Origin of the sequence: Rhodopila sp., from assembly GCF_965277165.1 — a bacterium.
In the GTDB taxonomy this organism is placed as follows: domain Bacteria; phylum Pseudomonadota; class Alphaproteobacteria; order Acetobacterales; family Acetobacteraceae; genus Rhodopila.
In genome coordinates, this window is the sequence record NZ_CBDICE010000006.1 from 889243 (window position 1) to 915116 (window position 25874).

General features: G+C 64.0%; 18 protein-coding genes. 2 read left to right on the forward strand and 16 right to left on the reverse strand.

Annotated features, from left to right (window positions below; all coding sequences use genetic code 11):
- Positions 1-403 precede the first annotated feature (403 nt).
- From katG to ACQY4Y_RS15790, 5 genes are all read right to left on the reverse strand, one after another.
- The gene (gene katG / locus ACQY4Y_RS15770; RefSeq protein ID WP_428491552.1) at positions 404-2602 is read right to left on the reverse strand and encodes a catalase/peroxidase HPI; all 2199 of its coding nucleotides are present in this window, start codon (positions 2600-2602) and stop codon (positions 404-406) included.
- 226 nt (positions 2603-2828) lie between these two features.
- Entirely contained in the window at positions 2829-3623 is a 795-nt protein-coding gene (locus ACQY4Y_RS15775; protein WP_428491553.1) for an FAD binding domain-containing protein, read from the reverse strand.
- 107 nt (positions 3624-3730) lie between these two features.
- Positions 3731-6112 (reverse strand): xanthine dehydrogenase family protein molybdopterin-binding subunit, encoded by a 2382-nt coding sequence (locus ACQY4Y_RS15780; protein ID WP_428491554.1) that lies wholly within the window; start codon positions 6110-6112, stop codon positions 3731-3733.
- 35 nt (positions 6113-6147) lie between these two features.
- Positions 6148-6633: a (2Fe-2S)-binding protein gene (locus ACQY4Y_RS15785; protein WP_428491555.1), complete on the reverse strand. Its 486-nt coding sequence runs from the start codon at positions 6631-6633 to the stop codon at positions 6148-6150.
- A gap of 203 nt (positions 6634-6836) precedes the next feature.
- Positions 6837-8108, reverse strand: coding sequence for a phospholipase D-like domain-containing protein (locus ACQY4Y_RS15790; RefSeq protein ID WP_428491556.1), 1272 nt, complete (start codon positions 8106-8108; stop codon positions 6837-6839).
- A gap of 504 nt (positions 8109-8612) precedes the next feature.
- Between ACQY4Y_RS15790 and ACQY4Y_RS15795 the strand changes: the two genes are divergently transcribed.
- Positions 8613-9617: a VOC family protein gene (locus ACQY4Y_RS15795; RefSeq protein ID WP_428491557.1), complete on the forward strand. Its 1005-nt coding sequence runs from the start codon at positions 8613-8615 to the stop codon at positions 9615-9617.
- Between the two features lie 25 nt (positions 9618-9642).
- Here ACQY4Y_RS15795 and ACQY4Y_RS15800 read toward each other — a convergent pair whose 3' ends face one another.
- The 9 genes from ACQY4Y_RS15800 to ACQY4Y_RS15840 form a co-directional block, all read right to left on the reverse strand.
- Positions 9643-10182: a flavoprotein gene (locus ACQY4Y_RS15800; RefSeq protein WP_428491558.1), complete on the reverse strand. Its 540-nt coding sequence runs from the start codon at positions 10180-10182 to the stop codon at positions 9643-9645.
- A gap of 63 nt (positions 10183-10245) precedes the next feature.
- Complete coding sequence (gene phnE, locus ACQY4Y_RS15805) at positions 10246-11070, reverse strand: phosphonate ABC transporter, permease protein PhnE (RefSeq protein WP_428491559.1); 825 nt, start codon at positions 11068-11070, stop codon at positions 10246-10248.
- On the reverse strand, positions 11067-11831 hold the full coding sequence (locus ACQY4Y_RS15810) for a phosphonate ABC transporter ATP-binding protein (protein WP_428491560.1): 765 nt from the start codon (positions 11829-11831) through the stop codon (positions 11067-11069). Before ACQY4Y_RS15810 ends, phnE begins: the two co-directional genes overlap by 4 nt.
- A gap of 11 nt (positions 11832-11842) precedes the next feature.
- Positions 11843-12784 carry a phosphate/phosphite/phosphonate ABC transporter substrate-binding protein gene (locus ACQY4Y_RS15815; protein ID WP_428491561.1) on the reverse strand — a complete coding sequence of 314 codons (942 nt, stop codon included), beginning with the start codon at positions 12782-12784 and terminating at the stop codon, positions 11843-11845.
- 148 nt (positions 12785-12932) lie between these two features.
- Positions 12933-14384, reverse strand: a complete 1452-nt coding sequence (locus tag ACQY4Y_RS15820) for a glutamate synthase subunit beta (protein ID WP_428491562.1) — start codon at positions 14382-14384, stop codon at positions 12933-12935.
- Between the two features lie 146 nt (positions 14385-14530).
- Entirely contained in the window at positions 14531-19171 is a 4641-nt protein-coding gene (gene gltB, locus ACQY4Y_RS15825; RefSeq protein ID WP_428491563.1) for a glutamate synthase large subunit, read from the reverse strand.
- Positions 19172-19500: 329 nt separating this feature from the next.
- The gene (locus ACQY4Y_RS15830; protein WP_428491564.1) at positions 19501-20277 is read right to left on the reverse strand and encodes a glutaminyl-peptide cyclotransferase; all 777 of its coding nucleotides are present in this window, start codon (positions 20275-20277) and stop codon (positions 19501-19503) included.
- 99 nt (positions 20278-20376) lie between these two features.
- Positions 20377-21633: an ABC transporter substrate-binding protein gene (locus ACQY4Y_RS15835; RefSeq protein ID WP_428491565.1), complete on the reverse strand. Its 1257-nt coding sequence runs from the start codon at positions 21631-21633 to the stop codon at positions 20377-20379.
- Between the two features lie 71 nt (positions 21634-21704).
- Positions 21705-22409, reverse strand: a complete 705-nt coding sequence (locus tag ACQY4Y_RS15840) for a haloacid dehalogenase type II (RefSeq protein ID WP_428491566.1) — start codon at positions 22407-22409, stop codon at positions 21705-21707.
- 163 nt (positions 22410-22572) lie between these two features.
- On the opposite strand from ACQY4Y_RS15840, the gene ald reads away from it, so the two are divergent.
- Entirely contained in the window at positions 22573-23703 is a 1131-nt protein-coding gene (gene ald / locus ACQY4Y_RS15845) for an alanine dehydrogenase (RefSeq protein WP_428491567.1), read from the forward strand.
- A gap of 44 nt (positions 23704-23747) precedes the next feature.
- Here ald and ACQY4Y_RS15850 read toward each other — a convergent pair whose 3' ends face one another.
- Both ACQY4Y_RS15850 and hflX read right to left on the reverse strand, forming a co-directional pair.
- The gene (locus ACQY4Y_RS15850; RefSeq protein ID WP_428491568.1) at positions 23748-24500 is read right to left on the reverse strand and encodes a haloacid dehalogenase type II; all 753 of its coding nucleotides are present in this window, start codon (positions 24498-24500) and stop codon (positions 23748-23750) included.
- Between the two features lie 43 nt (positions 24501-24543).
- A complete protein-coding gene (gene hflX / locus ACQY4Y_RS15855; protein ID WP_428493651.1) occupies positions 24544-25851 on the reverse strand; it encodes a GTPase HflX in 1308 nt (435 codons plus the stop codon).
- Positions 25852-25874 lie beyond the last annotated feature (23 nt).

Below are 25874 nucleotides of genomic sequence, written 5' to 3' on the forward strand. Positions count from 1 at the left end.
CATACCACGGATACCGTCCCACCATGCTCTGCAGCGCCGCGAGGCTCAGCAAGTTCATGTGGGCCTCTGGATCAAACCCGGCCGCGAGTTTCACGCCGGCGTCGGCATCACCGCGCGCGGCGGAGCCAGACAGCGACAAGCGGATAATGCCGGCAGCCCTGAGACCGGCTTGGTCCGCCCGCATTGTCGGGATCACTTGCTGGGCGACATCGGTTTTCGTTTTCGTGCCAATGCGCCAACGCCCTTTTGGGCGGGCTGTAGCACAGCCGCGACGTGGCCACCGCGTTGAAATGGCGGCAGCGTTGGCATCGGTGTCAGCAGGGGTGGTCAGCCCTCGCGGCCTGCAATATCCCAGCCTGAGTCAGGATATTGCAGGCGCCGAAAGAAGATCTTCCCGCCACGGTCAGGTCAAGTCGAAGCGATCGAGGTTCATCACCTTGGTCCATGCGCGGGCAAAGTCGTGCACGAACGCCCGCCCGAAGTCGTCACTAGCATAGACTTCCGCCAGGGCTCGAAGTTGGGAGTTCGAACCGAAGACGAGATCGACGTTGGTGCCGGTCCACTTGACCTCACCGGTCGCGCGACTGCGCCCCTCGAACGCCCCTTCGGACGTGGCCGACGGCTGCCACGTCAGATTCATGTCGAGCAGGGTGACAAAGAAGTCGTTGGTCAACGTCTCGGGCCGGCTGGTGAAGACACCGAGTTTGCTATGCCCGACGGTTGCGTTGAGCACGCGCAGGCCGCCGACGAGAACCGTCATTTCAGGGGCGGTCAGCGTCAGCAGGTGCGCCCTATCCACCAACAGCTTCTCGGCCGGTTGCTGCTGTCCTGGCCGCAGGTAGTTGCGGAACCCGTCCGCGGTCGGTTCCAGTACGGCGAACGACTCCACGTCGGTCTGGTCCTGCGACGCATCGGTGCGGCCTGGCGTGAAGGCCACCTCGACAGCGTGGCCGGCTTTGTTCGCGGCTTGCTCGACGGCCGCGCACCCGCCAAGAACGATCAGGTCGGCGAGCGAAACCTTTTTCCCGCCGGACTGCGAACTGTTGAATGCGGTCTGGATCGGCTCCAGCGTCTGCAGGACCTTCGCCAATTCGGCCGGCTGGCTGACTTCCCAAGCGTTCTGCGGCGAGAGGCGCAGGCGGGCCCCGTTCGCCCCGCCGCGTTTGTCGGTGCCGCGGAAGGTTGACGCCGACGCCCAGGCGGTGGTGACCAGTTGGGAAATGGTCAGGCCGGAGGCGAGGATCTTGCCCTTGAGGGCGGCGATGTCCTGCTGGCCAATCAGTTCATGATCGACGTCGGGGACCGGGTCCTGCCAATGTTGCGGCTGCGTCGGAGCCAGTGCGCCAAGGCAGCGTTTGAACGGCCCCATGTCACGGTGCGTCAGCTTGTACCAGGCCTTGGCGAAGGCGTCCGCAAACGCGTCCGGGCTTTCGTGGAAGCGCTTCGAAATCGGCGCGTAGATCGGGTCCACCTTCAGGGCCAGGTCGGTGGTCAGCATCATCGGGGCATGGCGCTTCGATGGGTCGTGCGCGTCAGGCACGATGCCCGCGGCGGAGGGATCCTTCGGCGTCCATTGTGACGCGCCGGCCGGGCTCTTCGTCAGTTCCCATTCGAAGTTGAACAGGTTGTCGAAAAAGTTGTTGTCCCACTTCGCCGGTTGCGTCGTCCATGCGCCTTCCAACCCGCTGGTGATGGTGTCGCCGGCGTTGCCGTGGCCGAAGCTATTCTTCCAGCCGAGGCCCTGCTGTTCGGTGCTGGCGCCCTCGGGTTCAGGGCCGACATATTGGTTGGGGTCGGCGGCGCCATGGGTTTTACCAAAGGTATGTCCCCCGGCGATCAGGGCAACCGTCTCCTCGTCGTTCATCGCCATGCGCGCGAAGGTTTCGCGGATGTCGCGGGCCGCGGCGAGCGGATCGGGGTTGCCGTTCGGTCCCTCGGGATTGACGTAGATCAGACCCATCTGGACGGCGGCGAGGGGGTTCTCCAGCTGTCGGTCGCCAGTGTAGCGCTTGTCGCCGAGCCAGGTGTCCTCGGACCCCCAGTAGATGTCCTCTTCTGGTTCCCAGATGTCGGCGCGCCCACCGCCGAAACCGAACGTCTTGAAACCCATCGATTCCAGGGCACAATTACCGGCCAAAATCATCAGGTCGCCCCAGGACAGCTTGCGTCCGTATTTCTGCTTGATCGGCCACAGCAATCGACGCGCCTTGTCGAGGTTCGCATTGTCGGGCCAGCTATTGAGCGGCGCGAAGCGTTGGGTGCCGGACGCAGCGCCGCCGCGGCCGTCGCCGATGCGATAGGTGCCCGCGCTGTGCCATGCCATGCGGATGAAGAACGGCCCGTAGTGGCCATAGTCGGCCGGCCACCAGTCCTGCGACGTCGTCATCAGTGCGAAAAGGTCCTGCTTTACCGCGTGCAGGTCGAGGCTCTTGAACGCCTCGGCGTAGTTGAATCCTTCGCCCAAGGGGTCGGACTGCGGCGGGTTCTGGTGGAGAATCTTCAGGTCGAGCTGATTCGGCCACCATAGGCGGTTCGACATTTCCAGAACGACCGCGTTCCTATCGGTCTTGCCGATGACTGGGCACTTGCTCTCGTCGTCCATCTTCTCTCCGATCATCGCGCGCGTTGTTCCACGTGTCCGAGGGCATAGCCCGTCGGCGTGGGTCGATCCAGTTGGTTTTATCCGCAAACTGAGAACGATTCGATCAAAATAGGCTGGAAAGTTCGCTAGCCAGATGGGACATATCTGGATCGCCGGGGCAGATCGTCAACAACCGCCGGCGTTTGCCGGATGGACGCGGCGAACGCAGGCGGCGGGATTCCCGTGCTCAAGCCGCCTTTGCCACCGCTCGTTTCGACACCACGCCGATCAGGTGCGCCCGATATTCGGCGCTGGCATGGATATCGCTGTTCAGATCATCCGCCGGACTGACGATGCCGCCAATCGCGTCGGGCGAGAAATTGGCCGACAGTGCTTTTTCCATCTCGGCGTGGCGAAACACCCCGCCCTGGCTCGCGCCGGTGATGGCCAGCCGCGCGCCAGTTGGGAATTTCGCCACGAACACACCGACGATGGCGTAGCGCGAAGCGGGGTTGCGGAACTTCTCGTAGGCCGATTTCTCGGGGATCGGCAGCTCGACGGCGGTGATGATCTCGCCCGGTTCCAGCGCGGTGGTGAACATGCCCTGGAAGAAATCGTCAGCGAGGATCGAGCGGCGGTCGGTCTTGATGGTGCCGCCGAGCGCCAGCAGCGCGGATGGGTAGCAAGCGGCCGGATCGTTATTCGCAAGAGAACCGCCCATGGTGCCGCGATGGCGCACCGCCTCGTCGCCGATCATAGAGGCCTGATGCTGCAGACCGGGAATCTTGGCCTTGATGTCGGGATTGCTGGCGATTGCGGCGTGCGTGGTCATCGCTCCGATGGTTATCTTGTCACCGGAAACAGTGATTCCGGAAAGTCCCAGTTTGGCCAGGTCGATCACCGTGGACGGCTTGTTCAGTCGTTGTTTCAGTACAGGAATGAAGGTCTGACCGCCGGCAAGCGCCTTCGCCTCCGGGTCGTCTGTCAGGATCTTCACCGCATCTGCAAGGCTGCCGGGCTTCTGATAGGTGAAATCGTACATTGCGGTATTCCCTCTGCCTCTTCGTTCCGGCCGCTGTTTGCGGCGTTTGGTCGCTGTCGTTCCGGTCGGGTCGCGGCAGCTAAATCCGGCGCGCGGCCCTGGCTGGTCTATTCCGCCGCAATCCGCGGTTGGGCACCTTGGATGATGGACCAGAGTTTGGCCCCGGTCGCCGGCATGTCCAGATGTCGTATACCGTAGTCCTTCAGTGCATCCATCACGGCATTGATTACCGCCGGCGGGGAACCAATCGCACCGACTTCGCCACAGCCTTTCGACCCCAACGGGTTGTGCGTACACATGGTGTTCTCGGTGGCGACCGACAGCCTGGGGATGTCGTTTGCCCTGGGCATCGTGTAGTCCATGAACGACCCCGTCAGAAGTTGTCCACTGGGGTCGTAGTTGCAGGCCTCCATCAGCGCTTGGCCGATGCCCTGGGCGACGCCACCCTGCACCTGGCCTTCGACGATCATCGGGTTGACCACGCGGCCGACGTCATCGACCGCGGTGAAGTTGATCATCTCCACCGAACCGGTTTCCGGATCGATCTCGACCTCGGCGATGTGGCAGCCGCCGGGGAAGGTGAAGTTCTTCGGATCGTAGAACGCGGTTTCGTCGAGTCCCGGTTCCAGTTCCTCGATCGGGTAGTTGTGCGGCACGTAGGCGGCCAGCGAGATGTCTGTCAGCGTCTTCGACTTGTCGGTGCCGGCGACGCGAAATGTGTTGTCCTTGAACTCGATGTCCTCGACCGAGGCTTCCATCAGATGCGCGGCGATCTTCTTGCCCTTGGCGATGACCTTGTCCATCGCCTTGACCATGGCCGATCCGCCGACCGGAAGACTGCGGCTGCCATAGGTGCCCATGCCGAAGGGAATCTTCGCTGTATCGCCGTGCACGACCTCGATCTGGTCGAATGGCACCCCGAGCTGATCGACCACGAGTTGCGCGAAGGTGGTTTCGTGTCCCTGGCCGTGACTGTGGGTGCCGGTGAACACGGTGACACTGCCGGTCGGATGAACCCGGATCTCCGCCACCTCATACAGTCCGGCTCGGGCGCCCAGTGACCCGACCACCGCCGACGGCGCGATGCCGCAGGCCTCGACATAGGTGGAGATGCCGATGCCCCGCAGCTTGCCGCGCGCCTTGGCCTCGGCACGACGAGCCGCGAAACCGTCCCAATCGGCGTTCTTTAGGCCAACCTTCAGTGTGGTTTGGTAGTCGCCGCTGTCGTACTGCAGCGCCACCGGGGTCTGATAGGGGAAGGCGTTGGCCGGGATGAAGTTCTTGCGCCGCAGTTCGATCCGGTCGAGGCCGGTATCATGGGCGATGACATCGACCAGCCGCTCCAGCAGGAAGGTCGCTTCGGGGCGGCCGGCACCGCGATAGGCGTCCACCGGCACGGTGTTGGTGAACACCGCCTTGACGTTGCAGTAGATCACCGGGGTTTTGTAAACTCCGGCCAGCAGTGTGGCGTACAGATAGGTCGGCACGGCCGGCCCGAATGTGGACAGGTAGGCGCCCATGTTGGCCAGCGTGGTGATGCGCAGGCCGAGGAAGCTGCCGTCCTTATCGACCGCCATCTCGGCGGTGCTGACGTGGTCGCGGCCGTGCGCGTCGCTCATAAAACTTTCGCTGCGCTCGCAGGTCCACTTCACCGGGCGGCGCAGTTTGCCGGCGGCCCAGGTGACGATCGCTTCTTCCGCGTAATGGTAGATTTTCGACCCGAAGCCGCCGCCGACATCCGGTGCCACGACGCGTAGCTTGTTCTCCGGAATGTGCAGCACGAAGGCGCCCATCAGCAGGCGGATCACATGCGGGTTCTGGCTGGTGGTGTAGAGGGTGAAATCGCCCGAGGATGGATCGAAGTCACCGAGCGCGACGCGCGGTTCCAGGGCATTGGGGATCAGCCGGTTGTTGGTCAGGTCCAGCTTCACCACGTGCGCGGCGTTGGCGAACACGCCGTCCACCACCGCCTTGTCGCCGATCACCCAGTCGTAGCAGAGGTTGCCGGCGGCGCCGTCATGCAGCTGAACCGCGCCAGGGGCGACCGCGTCGGTCAGGTTTGCCACCGCCGGCAGGTCGGTGTAGTCGATTTCGATCAATTCGGCGGCGTTCTTCGCGGCCTGCTTGGTTTCCGCGATTACCACGGCGACCGGGTCTCCGACATGGCGCACCTTGCCCACCGCAAGCACCGGATGCGGCGGTTCGGCCATCGGCGAGCCGTCCTGGTTGTGGATCTGCCAGCCGCACGGCAGCCCGCCGATGTTTTCCGCCACCATATCGGCGCCGACGAATACCTTCACCACGCCCGGCGCGGCTGACGCCTGGGCGATGTCGATGGCGTTGATCGTGGCGTGCGGTCGGTCCGATCGCTTGATGATGGCGTGCAGTTGGCCGGGGCGGTTGATGTCGTCGGTGTAGTTCCCGCGGCCACTGAGGAATCGGACATCCTCCTTGCGGCGAACGGCTGCGCCGATGCCCTCGAATCCCATAAGTGTTCCCCCCGATTGTTATCGGCCGCGGCGCATTATTCGGCCGCTTTGGCGTGCATCAACGGATGTGCGGCGGCGATCGCTTTGACGATGTTGTGGTAGCCGGTGCAGCGGCACAGGTTGCCTTCCAGGCCTTCACGGATTTCCTTCTCGGTCAGCCCGTCCGGATGCGCCTGCACCAGGTCGACCGCGGTCATCACCATGCCAGGGGTACAGAAGCCACATTGCAGGGCGTGATGTTCGCGGAACATTTCCTGCATCGGATGCAGCGTGCCGTCCGCCGCGGCGAGGCCCTCGATCGTCAGCACGCTGGTGCCGTCCGCCTGAAGCGCAAGCATGGTGCAGGCTTTCGCCGAAATCCCATCGACGTGCACGACACAGGCGCCGCACTGGCTGGTATCGCAGCCGATATGGGTGCCGGTGAGGCCCAACTTCTCACGCAGTAATTCAACCAGCAGGGTGCGTCCTTCCACCTCTACCGTGTGCTGCTTGCCGTTGACCGTCAAGCTGACCTGAGGCATCGCTTTCCCTTTCGTGGTGTCGCTCTACGCGTCGAGCCGCCAGGGGCCTTAAGCCGGCGCGTGGCCGATGCCCGTGGACGATCCCGCTGATAAGAGTTTGGTCAATCAGGGCAGGCGTGGTCAAGCCGGGGGGCGATATCGGTCCGCCTGCCCCGGAGTGCTCGCCCGGCGAGCCGCGATGAGAGGCGAAGAACCGGCGTTGCTCACATCCAGTATTGCCACACCCTGGCCTGCATTTCCCGCAGTCGCTCGGGCAGCGAGCGTCGATCCCATCGCCCGAGATCGACCTCACGCGCGACCTGCATGTAGTGCCGCATGACCGCCTCAACCTGCCCCGCGGTGTTGTGCCCGAGCACCACCGCGTCGACCTCGTTGTTAAACACAACGCTGCGGCGGTCGAGGTTGGATGAGCCGATCACTGCCCAGGTATCGTCCACCACCGCCAGCTTGGCGTGCAGCACGGCGTCGCGCATCTCGTAGATGTGCGCGCCGGCCTCCAGCAGGTCGCCATAGGCGGAGCGGGAGGCATAGACCGCGCTCTGCACATCGCTGAAAGCCGGCGCCACGATCCGGACATCGAGCCCGGCGCGGGCAATCCGGGCGAGTTCCTGACGTTCCTGATGCGGTGGGATGAAGTAGCCGCTGCACAGCCAGACCCGTCGGCGGGCGGCTTGCATGGCGGTCATCAGCGAGGCGTAATACAATGGACTTCGGTTGCCCGGCGAGCTGCCGATGATGCGGATGGTCTGCACGCCCTTTCGCGGCAGCGAGGGGAAATAGTCGGCCGGAGCGGCAGCGGGCGCCTTCTGCTCCCGCCAGGTGCCGAAGAACAACTTCTGCAACTCCGCTACCGCCGGGCCTTCGATCCTGATCGCGGTATCCCGCCAATATGCCTTGCTGGTGTCGCCGTTGGCCGGAATTCCCGCGCTGGGCGGGTTCTGATAGGCGGTGTCGAGGTTGACACCGCCGGTCAAGCCGATGCGGCCATCGACGACGGTGATCTTGCGATGGTCACGGTCGTTCGGAGACCAGCCGATCCGGTCCGCGAAGGGGTTGATCGGGTTGAACTCCAGCACCTTGGCGCCGGCTTTGCGCAAGGCGTCGAAGAACGCCGCCGGCGTGTGGCGTGACCCGTAGGCGTCGTAGATCATGTTCAGCTTCACGCCCGCCGCCAGCCGGTCATGCAGCAGGCTCGATAGCTGCACGCCATCGGATTGGACGTCGGCGAGGATGAAATATTCCATATTGATACTGTCGCGGGCCTCACCGATCGCCTTGAAGATCGCCTGAAATGCCTCGGTGCCACTGGACAACAGGGTCACCTGGTTGCCGAACACGATCGGGGCCGCGGACAGCCGGCGCTGCAGGTCATATTGCTGCTGCAGCGGATCGGCGTTAGTGCCGGGCCGGGGGTCGGCCGGCGGCGAGCGATCCGCCCCCGGCGCTAAATCGGGCTGCGGCGGACGCCGAGACAAGCCGACGTCGTGTCCACTGAGGCCGTCGATGTTCGGTACTGACGCGCACCGACTGAGCAGGCCGGCGGCGCTGATCGCGGCAATTCGGCGCCTGCTAAGTGGTCTCGATCCTGAAACAGGCAAACGTCATCCCCTTGGTTCCGCAGCAACAAACGTGCCCCATAAGCCGAATTTTAAGCGAGCTTCAAGCCTACCGCGAACAAATCAGCGTCAGTTCAGACCGATTTCTGCCAATATCTAATAGTATTATAACCGAGACGTAATGTAACAAACGGACAAGGAATATCCTTTGTCACCGATATGCGGCGAGCATAGCATTGATCGGGCGGCGGCAAATCGTTGTTGTGCCGATCCGGCCGTGACACACCTGATTGCGCGGCCGCGGCGTGACGTCGGTAAGCCATTGCCAGACACGCGCTCGCTGCTAAGCTTGAATCGATAGCGCGCGAAAGATGGCGTGCAGCGGCGAAAACTATTTTCGCGACGCGACCAGGAGGGACAACAATGGAAATCCGTGGCCTTGGCTACATGGGCGTCGGTGCTTCGGACCTCACCGACTGGACGACGTTTGCCACCGACTGGCTGGGCATGCAGATGATAGAGCGCGGCAATACGGCCCGCGCCTTCCGGATGGACGATCGCACCCAGCGCCTGGTGGTGGATCGGTCGCTGGCCGAGGGAGACCGATATTTCGGCTTCGAGGTCGCCGACGCCATCGCGTTGCAATCCCTGGCCGCTCGGCTTGATGCGGCTGGAGTTGCGGTTCGGCAGGAGCCGAAATCACTAGCCGATCAGCGCTTCGTCCAGCAACTGATCAGCTTTGACGACCCCGGTGGCAATCACCTGGAGGCGTTCTGGGGTGCCGCCGTTGCCGATCAGCCGTTCCGGCCCGGTCGAGCGATCTCTGGCTTTCGGACCGGCGCGCTGGGGATGGGGCACGTGGTGTTCCATGTGAAGAACATCGACGACCTGCTGGGATTCTATCGAGACCTGCTGGGTTTCGGCGTTAGCGATTACATCAGCACGCCATTCAGAGCCTATTTCATGCACACCAATTCTCGGCACCACTCGGTGGCGCTGATCGAGACCGGTCGGCAGGACCTGCACCATCTGATGGTCGAGCTGTTTTCGCTGGACGACGTCGGTCAGGGTTATGACATCGCGCTGGGTGAGCCGGAAAAAATCGCCACCACGCTGGGTCGCCACCCGAATGATGCGGTCACGTCGTACTATCTGCGCTCGCCGGGCGGCTTCATGCTGGAATACGGGTGGGGCGGCAAGGTGGTCACGCCCGGGGACTGGACGCCGAGCGAGGTGACCGTGGGGCCCAGCCTGTGGGGCCACGACCGCGCCTGGCTGCCGGAGGATCAACGCCGGCGGGCGCGCGACATGCGCCTGAAGGCGGCGGCCGACGGCACTCGGGAGCCGCTGCAGGTGATCGACGGCAACTACAACCGGATGGCCGGGGTTTGCCCCTGGTGGGATGCCGCGGTCGGGGCGTCCGGGTAGAACTGAGTGAAGCTCAGACGGAGCGTCATTTGCTGCGAGCATAGGGTCGGGCGAGGTTGAGCAAATCATCCAATGGCGGCAGTCGCGGTCCGCTGCCGTCATCGACCGGTGCTACGACGGTCACGCCCCATCGCGAAAGCGTCGCCAGGGACGCCTGAGCGGCGGGATGGTCCAACAGTGGCTGGTTCAACGACGGGCCGACGATTACCGGCGTGCCGCGGCCGATTGCCTCCGCCGCGATCGACAAAGCGAGATTGTCCGCAATGCCGTTGGCCAGCTTGTTGAGCGAATTGAAGCTGCACGGCGTGAACATAATTACACCGCGCGGTGGCCGTGGGCGGATCGCCTGGTCAAAGTAAGACCCGACGACCTGCACGCCTGCGATGTCCGCGAGTTCGCGCTGCGCGATGACGCGCGACGCATTGGGCGTTGGCACCACCATCATGGTCTGGAAGCCGAGCGTCAGCAGACCGCGCAACAACTCCGGTGCCCGGTTTGCGGTCGTCGCGCCGCTCAGCAGCAGGTAGGCGACGTCAAATTGCTCAGGGGCAGGGGTGTTGGGCATCCGGGGTGGATTACCTGAAATGGCCGGTGCAGCCCAGGTGGGCCGTCCAGGCGGGGCGCTGACTTAGGCCAACCGCTCGCGGCAGATCGCCGACAGGCGTTCGGCCAGGAAGACGATGACGAACACGATGATCAGCAGCAGAGAGACCTGCCGGTATTGGAACAGGTTCATCGCCGTCAGGAGCTGGAACCCGATGCCGCCGGCGCCGACAAAGCCCAAAACCAGCGACGAGCGGATGTTCTCGTCAAGCCGATACAGGCCGATACCGGCCAGCGCGGGCAGCACCGACGGCACCACGCCGTGGGTGAAAACCTGCATCCGGCTGGCTCCGGTCAGCGACAGCGCGTCGATCGGCGACATGTCCATATTCTCGATCGTTTCGGCAAACAGGCGGCCCAGCATGCCGACGGAATGAACGGCCAAGGCGAGGCCGCCCGGAAACGGACCGAGCCCGACGGCGGTGACGAACAACAGCGCCCATACCAGGTCGGGCACCGATCGGGTGAAGCCGATGACGCCCCGCGCCAGATAGTATAGCCATCGAGATGGCGTCACGTTGGCGGCGGCGAGCACCGAAAGCGGCAACGCCAGGATGATGCCCATGACGGTGCCGAACAGGCCGATATCGAGGGTTTCCAGTGTCGGCCACGCGACATCGGGCAGCGCGGAGAAGTCGGGCGGCATCGAGCGACGGACGATGTCCACCATGCCGTGGAAACCGCTGACCAGATCCTGTGGCCGGGCCTGCACGACGATCAGTGCCTGGACCAAGACGGCCATACTCAGAACCACGAAGACGGCACGCAGGGCGATCGCCAGCGAGCGTGCCCAGCCGGGCGTGGTGATGTCTGCTATCCGCGAAGCGATGGGAGAATTGTTGGCGCTCACGCCGCGCGCGCAACGTAGAGACTATTGACCTCGTCGACGGCGAGGCGGGCGCGTTGGCGATCGAAGGCCACCGTGCCATCGCGCATGCCTACAACGCGGTCGGCATAAGCGAACGCCAGGTTCACCTGATGCAGGACGCAGAGTACCGCGAGACCCTCGTCATGAGCGAGCCGGCGAAGCAGCCGCATGATGTCGTTGGCCGCCCCGGGGTCGAGGCTGGCGACCGGCTCGTCCGCCAGTACCACTAGGGGATGCTGCAGCAAGGCGCGCGCGATCGCCACGCGTTGCGCCTGACCACCTGACAGGGTGGCAGCGCGTCGGTCCGCCAAGTGTGCCAGCCCGACTTGTTGCAGGCAGGCGAGGGCGCCCGGCAGTTCAGATGCCGGAAGGCCGCCCAGTGCGGTCCAGGCCGTCTTGTGCCGAGCCAGGGCGCCGCAGACCACGTTGGCCATGACGCTGCGGCGCCGGACAAGGGCGGCGTGCTGGCCGATCAGCGCCAGTACCTGGCGCGCCTGGCGGAGTTGCAGTCCATTCAGATCCGCCAGATTGCGCCCGCCCAGCCAGACATCGCCGGTGCCTGGCCGCAATGCTCTTGTGATGCAACGGAGCAGGGTGGTCTTGCCGCATCCGTTGCCGCCGAGGACGACCAGCAGTTCTCCGGCGCGCACCTCCAGATCGATGCCGCGCAAAGCCTGCGTGCCGTTCGGATAACACAGTGTCAGCCCACGCACCGACAAACGCACGTCTGACGGGCGGTCCATCGCTGGCCGGTTCAGCTCAGTTTGTCCAGGTCGATGTGCAGCGTCTTCACCAGGTCGCGGACGCCGTCGTAGGCGGCGTCAGTCTGCGGCACGAAGCGTGCGCCGCCGAGGCCCATGATCTTGCGGTCGGCCTCGGGCAGCGTGCTGAGGTCGAGCGTCTGCAGTGCCTTGGTTACCCGGTCCTTGAATGGTTCGGACAGGTCGCCGCGCACGGTGATCGGGTCGGTCGGGATCGGGTCGGACTTCCACAGGAAGATCAGATCGCCGTCCTTGTAGTGGCCGCGCTGGGTCGCCGACTGCAACTGCTCGCTGTTGAGTTCGCCGGCGTCGACCTTGTGGTTGTATAGCGCCTCGTATGACGCAGTGTGGCTACCAGCGTAGAGCGCCTTGATGTCCTTGTCGGGATTGATGCCGGCCTTGCGCAGCCCGTAGGCCGGAAACAGGTGGCCCGAAGTCGATGCCGGGTCGGAGAAGGCGAACGAATGGCCGCGGATTTCGGCCACCGTCTTGATGCCTGATCCAGGGTAGGTGACCAGGCTGGCCCAATAAGTATCGGGCTTGCCGTCCTTGCTGCTGAACGCGGCGACCGCCTGGGCCTTGGCCACCTGGTGCGCCAGTACATAGCCGAGCGGACCGAATTCGCCGATTTCGAGCTTGCCGTTTCGCATCGCCTCGATTTCGGCGTTGTAGTTGGTGGCGATATAGACCTTCACCTGGCAGCCGATCTTTTCGCCCAGCAACTTGCCTATATGGTCGTAGATCGGGACGAGCTTGGCGGAGGTATCGAATGGCTCCACGCCGAAGCGAACGACGCCGTCGTTGGGGCAGTCCTTGGCATCGGCCGCTCGCGCGGCGGGGGCATCGGCTGCGCGTGCGGCTTGCGGGATGGCCGCAGCAATGGCGGCAGCCAACACCGCCGCCAGCGCCGGGTTGCGTTGCGGTTTCATCTGCATGTTCGACCCCTGGCAGATCTTTTTTCTGACGGACTTCTTTAGGCCACAGGGCGCTTAGTTGGATGACAAAGCCATGAACATTGGCGGGCGTATCCATCGTTGGAGATGGCTGACGCACCGGGGCGCAGGACGTGCCGACGCTAGCCCGCTACCGCGGCAAGCTGCTTTCCCCCATCAGGAACTGATCCACCGCCCTGGCGCACTGGCGGCCCTCGCGGATCGCCCAGACCACAAGCGACTGCCCGCGCCGCATGTCGCCGGCGGCGAACAGTGCCTCCCGCGAAGTGCGGTACTCGACCGTGTTCGCCAGAACGTTGCCGCGTTGGTCCAGCTCCACCCCCGCCTGGTCCAGCAACGCGCCGCGCCGCGGCCCCAGGAACCCCATCGCCAAAAGCACGAGATCGGCCTTGATTCGGAATTCGCTACCGGGGATTTCCCGCATCGTCATGCGGTCGTCCGGCGTGCGCTGCCACTCGACTCGAACACAGTCCAAGGCCGCAATCCTGCCGTCCTTGCCGACGGCGTTCTTGGTCAGCACCGCCCAGTCCCGTTCCACCCCCTCGTCGTGCGCGTGTGAGGAGCGCAGCTTGACTGGCCAGTCTGGCCAGACCAACGCCTTGTTCTCCTTCACCGGCGGCTTCGGCATGATCTCGATCTGGGTGATCGAAGCCGCGCTCTGGCGCGCCGAGGTGCCGATGCAGTCCGATCCGGTATCGCCGCCGCCGACCACGATGACGTGCTTGCCCTTGGCGCTGATGCCGCCCTCGGGCGCCGCCTCCGCCTCGTCGTCGCCGGCACCGCGCTTGTTCTGCTGGATCAGGAAATCCATCGCATAATGGATGCCGGTGAGCTCGCGCCCGGTGATGTCGAGGTTGCGCGGCCATTCGGCGCCCCCGGTCAGCACGACGGCGTCGAACTCGCTCAGCAACTGGTCGATCGAGACGTCGGAGCCAATTTCGGTATTGGTGCGGAACGTCACCCCTTCGGCCGCCATCTGGTCAATCCGGCGATCGATTAGATGCTTTGCCATCTTGAAGTCGGGAATGCCGTAGCGCAGCAGGCCGCCGATGCGATCCTGCCGCTCGATCAGCGTAACCGCGTGACCGACGCGAGCCAGTTGTTGCGCGCAGGCCATTCCGGCCGGCCCGGACCCGACCACCGCGACTGTCTTGCCGGTGTTGGCGGTCGGTGGAACCGGCACGATCCAGCCTTCCTCCCAGCCGCGATCGACGATGGCACACTCGATCGTCTTGATGGTGACGGGATTGTCGTCGATGTTCAGCGTGCAGGCCGCCTCGCACGGGGCCGGGCAGATGCGGCCGGTGAATTCCGGGAAATTGTTGGTCGAGTGCAGGTTGATCAGCGCCTGCTGCCACTGGTCATGATAAACCAAGTTGTTCCAGTCGGGGATCTGGTTGTTGACCGGGCAGCCGGTGTGACAGAACGGAATGCCGCAATCCATGCAGCGCGCGGCCTGGGCGTTGAGCTCAACGGGCGGCAGCGGCTTGACGAATTCGCCGAAGGATTTCAGCCGCAGCTCGGTTTTTTCGTAAATGCGATCGTGCCGCTCGATTTCCAGGAAGCCGGTTACTTTACCCATGATCGTCTCCACACCGATTACGGCTCCGAGCATTCAACCCATGCCGCATCGACCGTTTGTCAATTTTGTGCCCGACTGAACCGCCACCGATGTTTGTCGATCTGCGCTCGCCGCAAATCGACCGGTTCTTCTCAGCGCAGCCCAAGCTATTCGGCGGCGACCGCGGCGGTGGCCTCGGCTTGCTGTTCCAGCAGGGCGCGCTTGTAGTCGCGCGGCATCACCTTGACGAAGCGCGATAGGGCGCCGTCCCAATCCTCCAGCAACGCCCGCGCCTTGGCACTGCCGGTGAACAGCAAATGCCGCTCCACGACGATGCGCAGCCGTTCAGCGTCGAAGCGTAGCGGGTCACCCATGCCGCTGTCATCGACGCTGGCGGCGCGTTGCCGCGGCCGCCCGGGTTCGTCGGCAAGTCCGAGTTCGGCTACGCCGATCGCCTCCAACTCGACGCCGGCCATATTGCAAAGCCGGCTGAACCGAGCGTTTTCGTCGTAGACATAGGCGACGCCGCCAGACATGCCGGCAGCGAAGTTGCGCCCGGTCTCGCCCAGCACCACCACCACGCCGCCGGTCATGTATTCGCAGCCGTGGTCGCCACAGCCCTCGGCTACCGCCACGGCGCCGGAGTTGCGCACCGCGAACCGTTCGCCCGCGACGCCCTGGAAATAAGCCTCGCCGGCAACCGCGCCGTACAGAACCGTATTGCCGACAATAATGTTCTTCGCCGGATCTCGCTTCGCGGCCGGCGGTTGGCGCACCACAACACGGCCACCTGACAGGCTTTTGCCGACGTAGTCATTGGCATCACCGCTCAGGTAAAGCGACACGCCGCGTGCCAGGAACGCGCCGAAACTCTGGCCGGCGTTGCCATCGAGATGGACCGAGATTGTGTCTTCGGGCAGACCGGCATGGCCGTATCTGCGCGCGACCTCGCCCGAGAGCATGGCGCCGACCGTTCGATTGACGTTTCGTATCGGATGTTCCAGCCGCACCGGCATCTGTTGTTCCAGCGCGGACGCCGCTTCCTGGATCAGCTCCTTGTCCAGCGCCTTGTCGAGGTGATGATTCTGCGATTCGCTGCGGTGAGTGCCAACGCCAGGTTTCAAGGCGGGCTGATACAGGATTCGGCTAAGATCGACGCCGTGCGCCTTCCAGTGCTCCACCGCTCGGCGCGGGTCCAGCTTGCCAACCTGGCCGATCATTTCATTGAAGGTGCGGAAGCCGAGCCTGGCCATCAGGTCGCGCACTTCCTCGGCGATAAAGAAGAAGAAGTTGATGACGTGTTCGGGGGCGCCGGTGAAGCGCTTGCGCAATACCGGGTCCTGCGTCGCGATGCCGACCGGGCAGGTGTTCAGGTGGCACTTGCGCATCATGATGCAGCCCGCGGCGATCAATGGCGCGGTGGAAAAGCCGAACTCGTCGGCGCCGAGCAGCGCCCCGATCACGACGTCGCGGCCGGTTCGCAGTCCGCCATCGACCTGAACCGCGATCCGCGAGCGCAGTTCGTTCAGCACCAGGGTTTGCTGGGTCTCGGCCAAGCCGATCTCCCAAGGTGAACCGGCATGGGTCAGAGAGGTCAACGGGCTGGCCCCGGTGCCGCCTTCAAACCCCGAGATGGTCACGTGATCCGCCCGCGCCTTGGACACCCCGGCGGCGACGGTGCCAACCCCGACTTCGGCGACCAGTTTGACGGAAATGCGTGCCTGCGCGTTGGCATTCTTCAGATCGTGGATCAATTGCGCCAGATCTTCGATCGAGTAGATGTCATGGTGCGGTGGCGGCGAGATCAGTCCGACGCCCGGCGTGGAATAGCGCACGCGGGCAATGTTGCGGTCCACCTTGTGGCCGGGCAATTGGCCGCCTTCGCCGGGCTTGGCGCCTTGCGCCATCTTGATCTGGATGTCGTCGGCGTTGACCAGGTATTCGGTCGTCACCCCGAACCGCCCGGATGCCACCTGCTTGATCGCGGAACGCTGGGAATCGCCGTTTGGCAGCCGGACGTAGCGATCGGATTCTTCGCCACCCTCGCCGGTGTTTGATTTGCCGCCGATCCGGTTCATCGCGACCGCCAGAGTGGTGTGGGCTTCGCGCGAGATCGACCCGAAGCTCATCGCGCCGGTTGCGAAACGCTTGACGATCTCCTTCGCCGGTTCGACCTCGGCCAGCGGTACCGGGGTCGGTGCGAACTTCAGGTCCATCAGGCCGCGAATGGTCAGCAGGCGCTCGCTCTGATCGTTGATCGTGCGGGTGAAGGCGTGGAAGTCGGCCGGCAGGTTGCCGCGCACGGCGTGCTGCAATTTGGCGACGGTTTCCGGGGTCCAGGCATGCGCCTCGCCGCGCAGGCGGAAGGCGTAATCACCGCCGACGTCGAGCATGCCGCGATAGATCGGGTTATTGCCGTAGGCCGATCGATGGCGCGCCACAGCTTCCTGGGCGATCTCGGTGAAACCGACGCCTTCGATGGTGGTTGCCGTGCAGGTAAAACAACGTTCGACGAATGCCGAGCTTAGCCCGACGGCGTCGAAAATCTGCGCGCCGCAGTACGACTGATAGGTGGAGATGCCCATTTTGGACATCACCTTCATGATGCCCTTGCCGACCGCCTTCAGGTAGTTCTTCTTCACCTCGACAGCCGAGATAGTCATCTTGGAGCGGACGCGGATCTGCTCCAGCGTTTCGAATGCCAGATATGGATTGATTGCCTCGGCGCCGTAGCCGGCCAGCACACAGAAATGATGCACCTCGCGCGCTTCGCCGGTCTCCACCACGATGCCGGTGCTCATACGCAGGCCCTGGCGGATCAGGTGGTTGTGCACCGATGCGGTGGCTAGCAGGGACGGGATCGGGATGCGGTCCTCGCCGACTTCGCGATCGGACAGGATCAGGATGGTGTAATCGGCCAGCACCGCCTCGGTCGCCTCCTGGCAGACCCGCGAGATTGCCTTCTCCATCCCGTCGGCGCCGTCAGCCGCCGGCCACGTGATATCGATGGTGCGGGTGCGAAAGGCGCCGCCGGCAACGTTGTCGATGTCGCGGATCTTCTCCAGGTCGGTGTTGGTCAGGATCGGCTGTGCGACCTCCAGCCGCAGGTAGTTGCCGGCGTGGTGCCCCAGCAGGTTGGGCCGCGGCCCGATGATGGAGACCAGCGACATCACCAGTTCCTCGCGGATCGGATCGATCGGCGGATTGGTGACCTGGGCAAAGTTCTGTTTGAAGTAATTGAACAGCAGCTTTGGCTTGTCCGAAAGCACCGCCAGCGGCGTGTCGGTGCCCATCGATCCCAGTGGGTCGTCGCCCAGCGTTGCCATCGGCTGCAGGAAGAACTGGATGTCTTCCTGGGTGTAGCCGAACGCCTGCTGATGGTGCAGCAGGGCGTCCAGATCGTTTGGCCGGGGCAGCGCGCGCTGCTCCTCGCTTTCGGGCAGTTCCTCCAGTTTGTATTGGGTCTGCTTCAGCCACTCCGCGTATGGGTGCTTCCGGGCAAGCTTCTGCTTGATCTCGGCGTCGTCGATGATGCGGCCTTCTTCCAGGTCGATCAGCAGCATCCGGCCGGGCTGCAGCCGCCACTTGCGGACGATCTTTTCCTCCGGCACGGCCAGCACGCCGGATTCCGATGCCAGGATGACGTAGTCGTCGTCGGTGATGACATAACGCGCCGGCCGCAGCCCGTTGCGGTCCAGCGTCGCGCCGATCTGGCGGCCATCGGTGAAGGCGATCGCGGCGGGACCGTCCCAGGGTTCCATCAATGCGGCGTAGTACTCGTAGAACGCCTTGCGTTCCGGATCCATCAGCGGATCGTGCGCCCATGCTTCCGGGATGAGCATCATCATCGCATGCGACAGCGAGTAGCCGCCGGCCACCAGGATCTCCAGCGCGTTGTCGATGCAGGCGGTGTCGGATTGGCCGTGCGGGATGATCGGCCACATCTTGTTCAGGTCGGGCCCGATCAGGTCGGATTCCATCGATCGGCGGCGCGCGTACATCCAGTTGACGTTGCCGCGGACGGTGTTGATTTCGCCGTTGTGCGCGAGGAACCGGTAGGGGTGCGCCAGCTTCCAGGAGGGGAAGGTGTTAGTGGAGAAGCGCTGGTGAACCAGCGCAAGCGCCGAAGTGGTCAGCGGGTTGCCGAGGTCCTGGTAGAAGCTGCCGACCTGGGTCGCCAGCAGCAGGCCCTTGTAGACGATCGTCCGGGTGGAGAACGACGGCATGTAGAGTTCGGTGACGCCCGGGATCTTCCGCTTCTCGGCCAGGGCGCGGAGGTTGTTCAGGATCTGCTTGCGGATCGCCAGGATCTTGCGCTCGAACGCGGCCTGGTCGCGGATCGACATGCTGGACCCGACGATCGCCTGGCGGATCACCGGCATGGTTTCGATGACAGTTTTGCCGAGCCCGGTCAGGTCGATCGGCACGTCGCGCCAGCCGACAATGGTCTGGCCTTCCTTGGCCACGACCTGCTCGAAGTGCTGGATGACGTGCTCACGCGCGGCAGCGTCGCGCGGCAGGAAGCACATCGCCACGGCGTAACGGCCAGCGGCTGGCAGGGACTTGCTGTTGGCCCGTGCCCAGTCATTCAGCAGCGCATCCGGCATCTGGATCAGGATGCCGGCGCCGTCGCCGACCAGCGGATCAGCCCCGACCGCGCCGCGATGATCGAGGTTCTCCAGGATTTTCAGACCCTGGGTGATGATGTCGTGGGATTTTCGTCCCTTGATGTTCACCACGAAGCCGACGCCACAGGCGTCATGTTCGTTTTGCGGATCGTACAGGCCTTGTCTGACATCCTTCTGCATAGCCACGACTTTCCTTGGCGTAACGTATCTGCCGTTGCGGGGTGCGCGCGGGCGCAATGGACCGTTCTGCCTGCTGGATGAACGAAAGGCAATGGTCCTGACGCACCGCAGCGTAAGCTAATTTCCGCGCCAGCGGCAAGCGATCGGTTCGGCGCCGGCAGACGACGTGCCGTTGAGCAGAAACCCGGCGCTATAAGCCAGTCTTACCCCGTCACCGACCCCGCTCGGCGTGGCCGCCCAGATCTCAAGACCGGCGGTGCCCGCCTCCCGCGACACCGATCCAAGGCCGCCACTGCTTGCACGACAACTCGGCACCGGCGTGAACCGGGTCACGGCAAGCCATGGCAAGGATCAGCCTCGCTTGGCCGCGGCGAAAGCGTGATCTGATATAGTGACGGCCACAGCTTGCCGGTAACGAAAACCCGATCGCCCGCCGCGTCGTAGGCGATGCCATTCGCCACATCCACCGCCCGATACTGCGAGGCCAGCGTCAACAAGTTACTGACATCGATAAGCCCGTCGACATCCCCGGTCTTTGGGTTGATCCGCACGATCTCACTGGTCAGCCAGATATTGGCGTAGATCTCGCCCTTGATCCATTCCAGCTCGTTGATGTTCTTGATTGGCCGGCCCTCACAGGTGACGTGGATACGGCCAATCTCGCTCTCGTTCGCCGGATCCAGGACGCGCAGGTCGCTGGTTCCGTCGCTCATGAACAGATGGGCGTCGTCCTTGGTCATGCCCCATCCTTCGCCGCTGTAGTGGAAGTCCGACAGCGGCTTGAAGCTGCCGAGGTCGTAAACAAATCCGGTCTCGGCCTTGTAGGTCAAACCGACAATTCGGTCCTTCCAGGTGACAATACCTTCGCCAAAGTATTTTGGATCGAGATCGTATTGCTGCAGCACGGTGCCGGTATCCAGCGCGACCTTGCGGATCGAGGATTTCCCGTTCCGCCCGGTACTCTCATACAGGAAACCGTCCTGGTAAAGCAGTCCCTCGGTAAAAGCAGTCGGATCGTGCGGGAAGGTCTTGACGATCACCGCATTATATTCAGCGACCGCGGCGATCGACCGGCCGGGACTTGCCGCGGCAAGACCGACCATCATCAACGCAGCCACTCCGAACATTCGCATCGTCATTGCCATGCCCCCCAAATTCAATCCGCCTAGCCGGTGAAGCCCGATTGAACGCCGAAGCCTCGTCGGTCAGGTCCAGCCCTTGAATGGCAGCGCGACTGGTTGGACCGCCGCCTTGTCCGGCCAGACGGCGAAGTACTTCTTGCCCTCCAACTGGACAAGCAATGTCGCCGCCAGGGTATTCTGTCCCTTCTTGTCGTATTTGATGCCGTTGTAGCCAATCATCAATTGTTCCGGCTTTAAGTCCTGGCTCACCAGCGCCGCCTGAATCTTAGCCGGCACCGTCGACCCAGCTCGGTTGATCGCGTCCATCAGCGCCAGGAACCCCGCCATTCCGCGCGCCGATGTATCGTCCAGCGCGTGCCCGGCGTGCTTCTGATAGAGTCCGTTCACCACATAGGACGCCGAACCGGGCTTGCCAATTTCGAACGAACTGCGGTTTACCGCACCCTGCGCCAGATCACTCACCGCCTCGATGAACGCGTCGTCGGAAAAGCCGGAATCATCGCCGATCAACACCGGGGGCTTCCAGTTCAACGTGTGCATCGTCTTCATGAACAAGATCGAATCTGATGTGTAACTGACGAAGATCACCGCGTCCGGGGCAGCGCCTTTCAATTGCAAGACCTGTGCGCTGACGTCGCTGGAATTGGCGTTATAGGCGATTCGCGGATCCACCTTCAGCCCTTTGCCGGTGGCCGCGGCAACGATCGCACTGCCGGTCGAGGTGCCGTATTCGGTATTCTCATTGACCAGCGCGACCTTGTCGATCTTGAGCCCCGCCGCCTTGCGCTCGGTGAGGAACGATGCATAGGCCGCACCAAAATCCGTGCCGATTGGCGTCGGTCGGAAGAACCATTTGAAACCACGTTCCGTCAGGCTTGGGGCCGACGACTCGCTGGCCATGAAAGGGATGCCGTATCGTTCCGCGACCGCGCTGGCGGTCAACGTGCAACTGGATTGATAGCAACCGGCCAAGGCGACGACCTTGTCCTGGGTGATCAGGCGAAGCGCCTCGCTCTGTGCGATCGCCGGATTGCCCTGGTGGTCGGCAAAGATCACCTCCACCTTGCGGCCACCGAGACCGGTCAGCCCGGCGCCACGCGCAAGCGGCAGGTTGGGCAGATCGGGGTGCGGATTATTGATGATATCGACGGCGACCTCGATCGCCTGCTTGACTGAGATGCCGGCCGATGCAGCGCCCCCGGTTAGCGGATAGGGCGCGCCGATCCGCACCGGCGCATCGGCGGCGCGCGACCGCCGCGGCAGCACCGCAAGCGCCGCCAGACCCAAGCGGGCGATCGATCGGCGGGTGGCGTTCGGCATCTCGTTTCCCTTTGCAGGTCCCTGGATATGCATAGAGCATGATCGCGCCGAGCGGAACGGGCCGACCCCGGTCAGGCCATCAGGTCGGCCAGTTCGGTCATGCTGGACACGATCAGGTCCGGCTGATACGGCCAGCGCGCGAACGGACGACGGCGGCGGTCGATGAACACCGTGGCCATGCCGGCCGCCTTGGCACCTACACAGTCGAACTCGTGGTTCGCCACGAACAGCACCCGATCCAGCGCCACACCCAGCTTGCGCGCCGCCATTTCGTAGGTTGCCCGGTGCGGCTTGAACGCGTTCGCCTCGGCCACCGATATCACCGCATCGAACGGAATGCCGTGATACGGCTTTGCCCGCTCCAGCATGTCCGGATCGCCATTGGACAGCACGGCCAGCTTGAAGCGCGTCTGCAGACGGCCGAGCGCCTCGGGAACTTCGGGGAAGCAACGCAGCCGTTCGATGGCGGCGACAAGCCGGCGAACCTCGTCCTTGGTGTGGGCGATGCCGGCCCGGTCCATCACCTGACGGACCGAAAGCTCGCCGATCTCGCGATACGCCATATGCTCACGCTGCAGCAGCGCGTCGATCATCGAGTTTTCGAAATGCGTGCGCCGCCACCAGGTGACGAAGCTGTTGGGATCGCCGGCCCAGCCCTTTGCGCGGAGAAATTCGGCCGCGGCTTCACTCAGCCCGCCCTGCATGTCGACGACGGTGCCGTACTGGTCGAACATGCAGACCGTGACGGATGACTTCAGTGTTGCGATATCGGTCATGGCTGTTCCCCGGCGTGGACCATGTTGGCGAACCGCTGGCCCGAAGTCGAATATACGAAAACCGAATATCCGCGCCAAATGTCCCTACCGAATGTCCCTTGGTCGTATTGAATTTGGCCGCGTCGCCGCCGATCTCAGGATCGTCATCGTAAGGAGCAGGCAGTTGAAGGTTGGTGTTCCGAAAGAGATCAAGACCCGGGAGTATCGCGTCGGCATGACCCCCGCCGGGGTGCGCGAACTGGTCCAGCACGGCCATGCTCTGCTGGTCGAGCACGACGCCGGCGTCGGTATCGGCTTCGGCGATGACACTTATCGCGCGGCGGGCGCCAGCATCGTTGACAACCCGGCCGAACTGTTTTCCGGCGCCGAGATGATCGTCAAGGTGAAAGAGCCGCAACCGCCTGAGATCGCCCTGCTGCGCCGTGGCCAGGTGCTGTTCACCTACCTTCATTTGGCCGCCGACATGGCTCAGACCCAGGGGTTGCGGCAGTCAGGCGCCACCTGTATCGCCTACGAAACCGTCACCGACCGCGCCGGATCGCTGCCGCTGCTGGCGCCGATGAGTGAGGTCGCCGGCCGCATGGCGGTTCAGGTCGGCGCCCACTGCCTAGAACGCGAGCAGGGCGGGGCTGGCATCCTGCTGGGCGGGGTTCCCGGCGTGCCGCCGGCCAAGGTGGTGGTGCTGGGTGGCGGAGTGTCCGGCACCAACGCCGCCCGAATGGCGGTGGGCCTGGAAGCTAGTGTCACCATCATCGACAAGTCACTGACCCGGCTGAAGGAACTGGACCTGCAATTCGGCCCGCGCGCGACAACCCTGTTCGCCACCAGCGAGGCAATCGAGCAGGCAGTTCTGGCGGCCGACCTGGTGATCGGTGCCGTGCTGGTGCCGGGCGCGGCCGCGCCCAAATTGGTCACAAGCGAGATGATCGGGCGCATGCGGGCGGGCGCGGTCGTCGTCGACATCGCCATCGATCAGGGCGGCTGTTTCGAGACCAGCCGGCCGACCACGCACTCCGATCCGGTCTTTATCGAACAGGGTGTGGTGCATTATTGCGTCACCAACATGCCTGGGGCGGTGGCGCGGACCTCGACGTTCGCACTGACCAACGCCACGTTGCCGTTCGTGCTGGCGCTCGCCGGCAAGGGCTGGCGGCAGGCGATGCTTGACGATCCGCATCTGGCTGCGGGCCTCAACATTCACGCCGGGCAGGTGACCCACCTGGCCGTCGCCCAGGCACTCGGGTTGCACTACACGGCGGTGCGGGACGCCCTGGTGCCGATGGTGCAGACCTGAATCACGCGTCAAACGACCGGCACGCCCAGTTTGCCCGCGAGGCGTCAGGGCGGGGCGTCAGGGCGGGTGCCAAGCAGTCCAGGCAGATCAAGCAGCGACTGCACCACGGCGTCGGGTGCCAGGTCCAGCATCTCGGTTTGTGACCGCAGGGCCCGGTACATTGCCGCCGGGCCAATCTGGGCCGCCGCCAGCTCCTGGCGGAGTGCCGCCGGCGTCACCCGCTCGATCCGCGCCACCTTGAAGCCAAAGCCGCGCGCCCCGGCGACGTCAAATCCGTTTGAGGATACGAACATGACCTCCTGTGGCCGGACGCCAAGCCGTTCCTGCACCAGTTCATAGGCGCGCGGGTCCGGCTTGAAGGCCTGCTTGGCATCGACGCTGATCACCGCCTGAAAATATCGCGCCAGCCCACTGTTGCGGACCAGTGCGTCCAACATGTTCGGGCTGCCGTTGGAAAGAATCGCCAGCCGGTACTGTCCCAATTGCCGCAGCGCTTGCTCCGTCTCGGAGTAGGGCGACAGCGTGTCGTAGGCATCGACGATTGGCTCGACGACCGCGGCGTCGGTTGGAAGGCCAAGCGTACCCAGTGTGTAGCGAAGTGCGTCCCCGGTGACGACACGGAAATCCTGATAGCGGCCCATTAGCGAGCGCAGCCAGCTATATTCCAACTGCTTCAGGCGCCACACCTGGGTGATGTATTCGCCGTGACCGGGAAACGCCGCCTCTGTGGCGACGGCGACCGTCTGAACATCGAACAGTGTGCCATAGGCGTCGAATACGATCGCCTTGGTCGTCATGGCCTTGCCGCCGTGGCTGCCCCGTCGCGGATGTCGTCGGTCCTCATGGTGATTCACGCTCGAACCGGGCGCGGTCTGCCGGCAATAGCCGCACTTTCATATGTACTGCGGCATCATCGTCATGGCGCTCCACCACTTCGCCGTGCTGATAAAGCCACGCCATGCGAGCGCCGTCCTGCGGCGGAATGTCATAGTCCGCGACCTCCATCCCCTCGGCGACACGCTGGTCGATGGCCGCCTTCAGCGCAACCAGGCCGTCGCCTGTCATGGCCGAAACCGCCACCGCGCCATCGCGCAGCGGAACCCGAACCGCGCCGCCCAACAGGTCTGCCTTGTTTAGCACCTCGATCGTTCGCTCCGGCCAGCCCGGGTCCAGCGTGCCGTCGGCGACCATGTCGTCCAGCACCTTGATGACGTCGCCGCGCTGCGCCACCGTCTCGGGGTGAGCGGCGTCGCGGACATGCAGTATGACATCGGCCTCGGACACTTCTTCCAGCGTCGCCCGGAACGCCTCGACCAGTTCGTGCGGCAACTGGCTGATGAAACCGACGGTATCGGACAGGATCGTTCGCCGGCCCGAGGGCAGCCGCAGTCCGCGCATCGTCGGATCGAGCGTCGCGAACAACTGATCCTTGGCGGTGACCTCGGCCCCGGTCAAAGCATTGAACAGCGTCGACTTCCCAGCGTTGGTGTAGCCGACCAGGGCGATCACCGGAAACGGCACCCGCCGGCGGGCTGACCGGTGCAGCCCGCGGGTCCGCCGGACCTGCTCCAGGTCCTTGCGCAACCGGACAAGGCGATCATCGATCAACCGCCGGTCGGCCTCGATCTGGGTCTCGCCAGGGCCGCCGAGGAAGCCGAAGCCGCCGCGCTGGCGCTCGAGGTGGGTCCAGGATCGTACCAGCCGGGACCGCTGATACGCCAGATGCGCCAGCTCGACCTGAAGCGTGCCCTCCTTGGTGGCGGCGCGCTCGCCGAAAATGTCCAGGATCAGGCCGGTGCGGTCGATAACCTTGCAGCTCCAGGCGCGTTCCAGGTTGCGCTGCTGCACCGGCGACAGCGCAGCGTCGACGATTACCACTTCGATGTCGTTTTGCTTGATCGCTTCTGCCTGGGTTGCCACCTGGCCTTCGCCGAACAACATCGACGGGCGCCGGGTGCGAAGTGGCAGTATCGCCGTATGCGAGATGATCAGCCCGATCGACGCGGTCAGACCCACCGCCTCGGCCAGTCTGGCTTCGGCCGCCCGCGGCTGCTCCGCACCGGGCAAATCCCGACCGGGCACATCCCGAACCTGTCGTTCCCAAGGCAATATGACAGCCGCGCGGATCGCATCCGCGTGGCTATCCAAGCCAGCCGGATGCAGACTGGCGG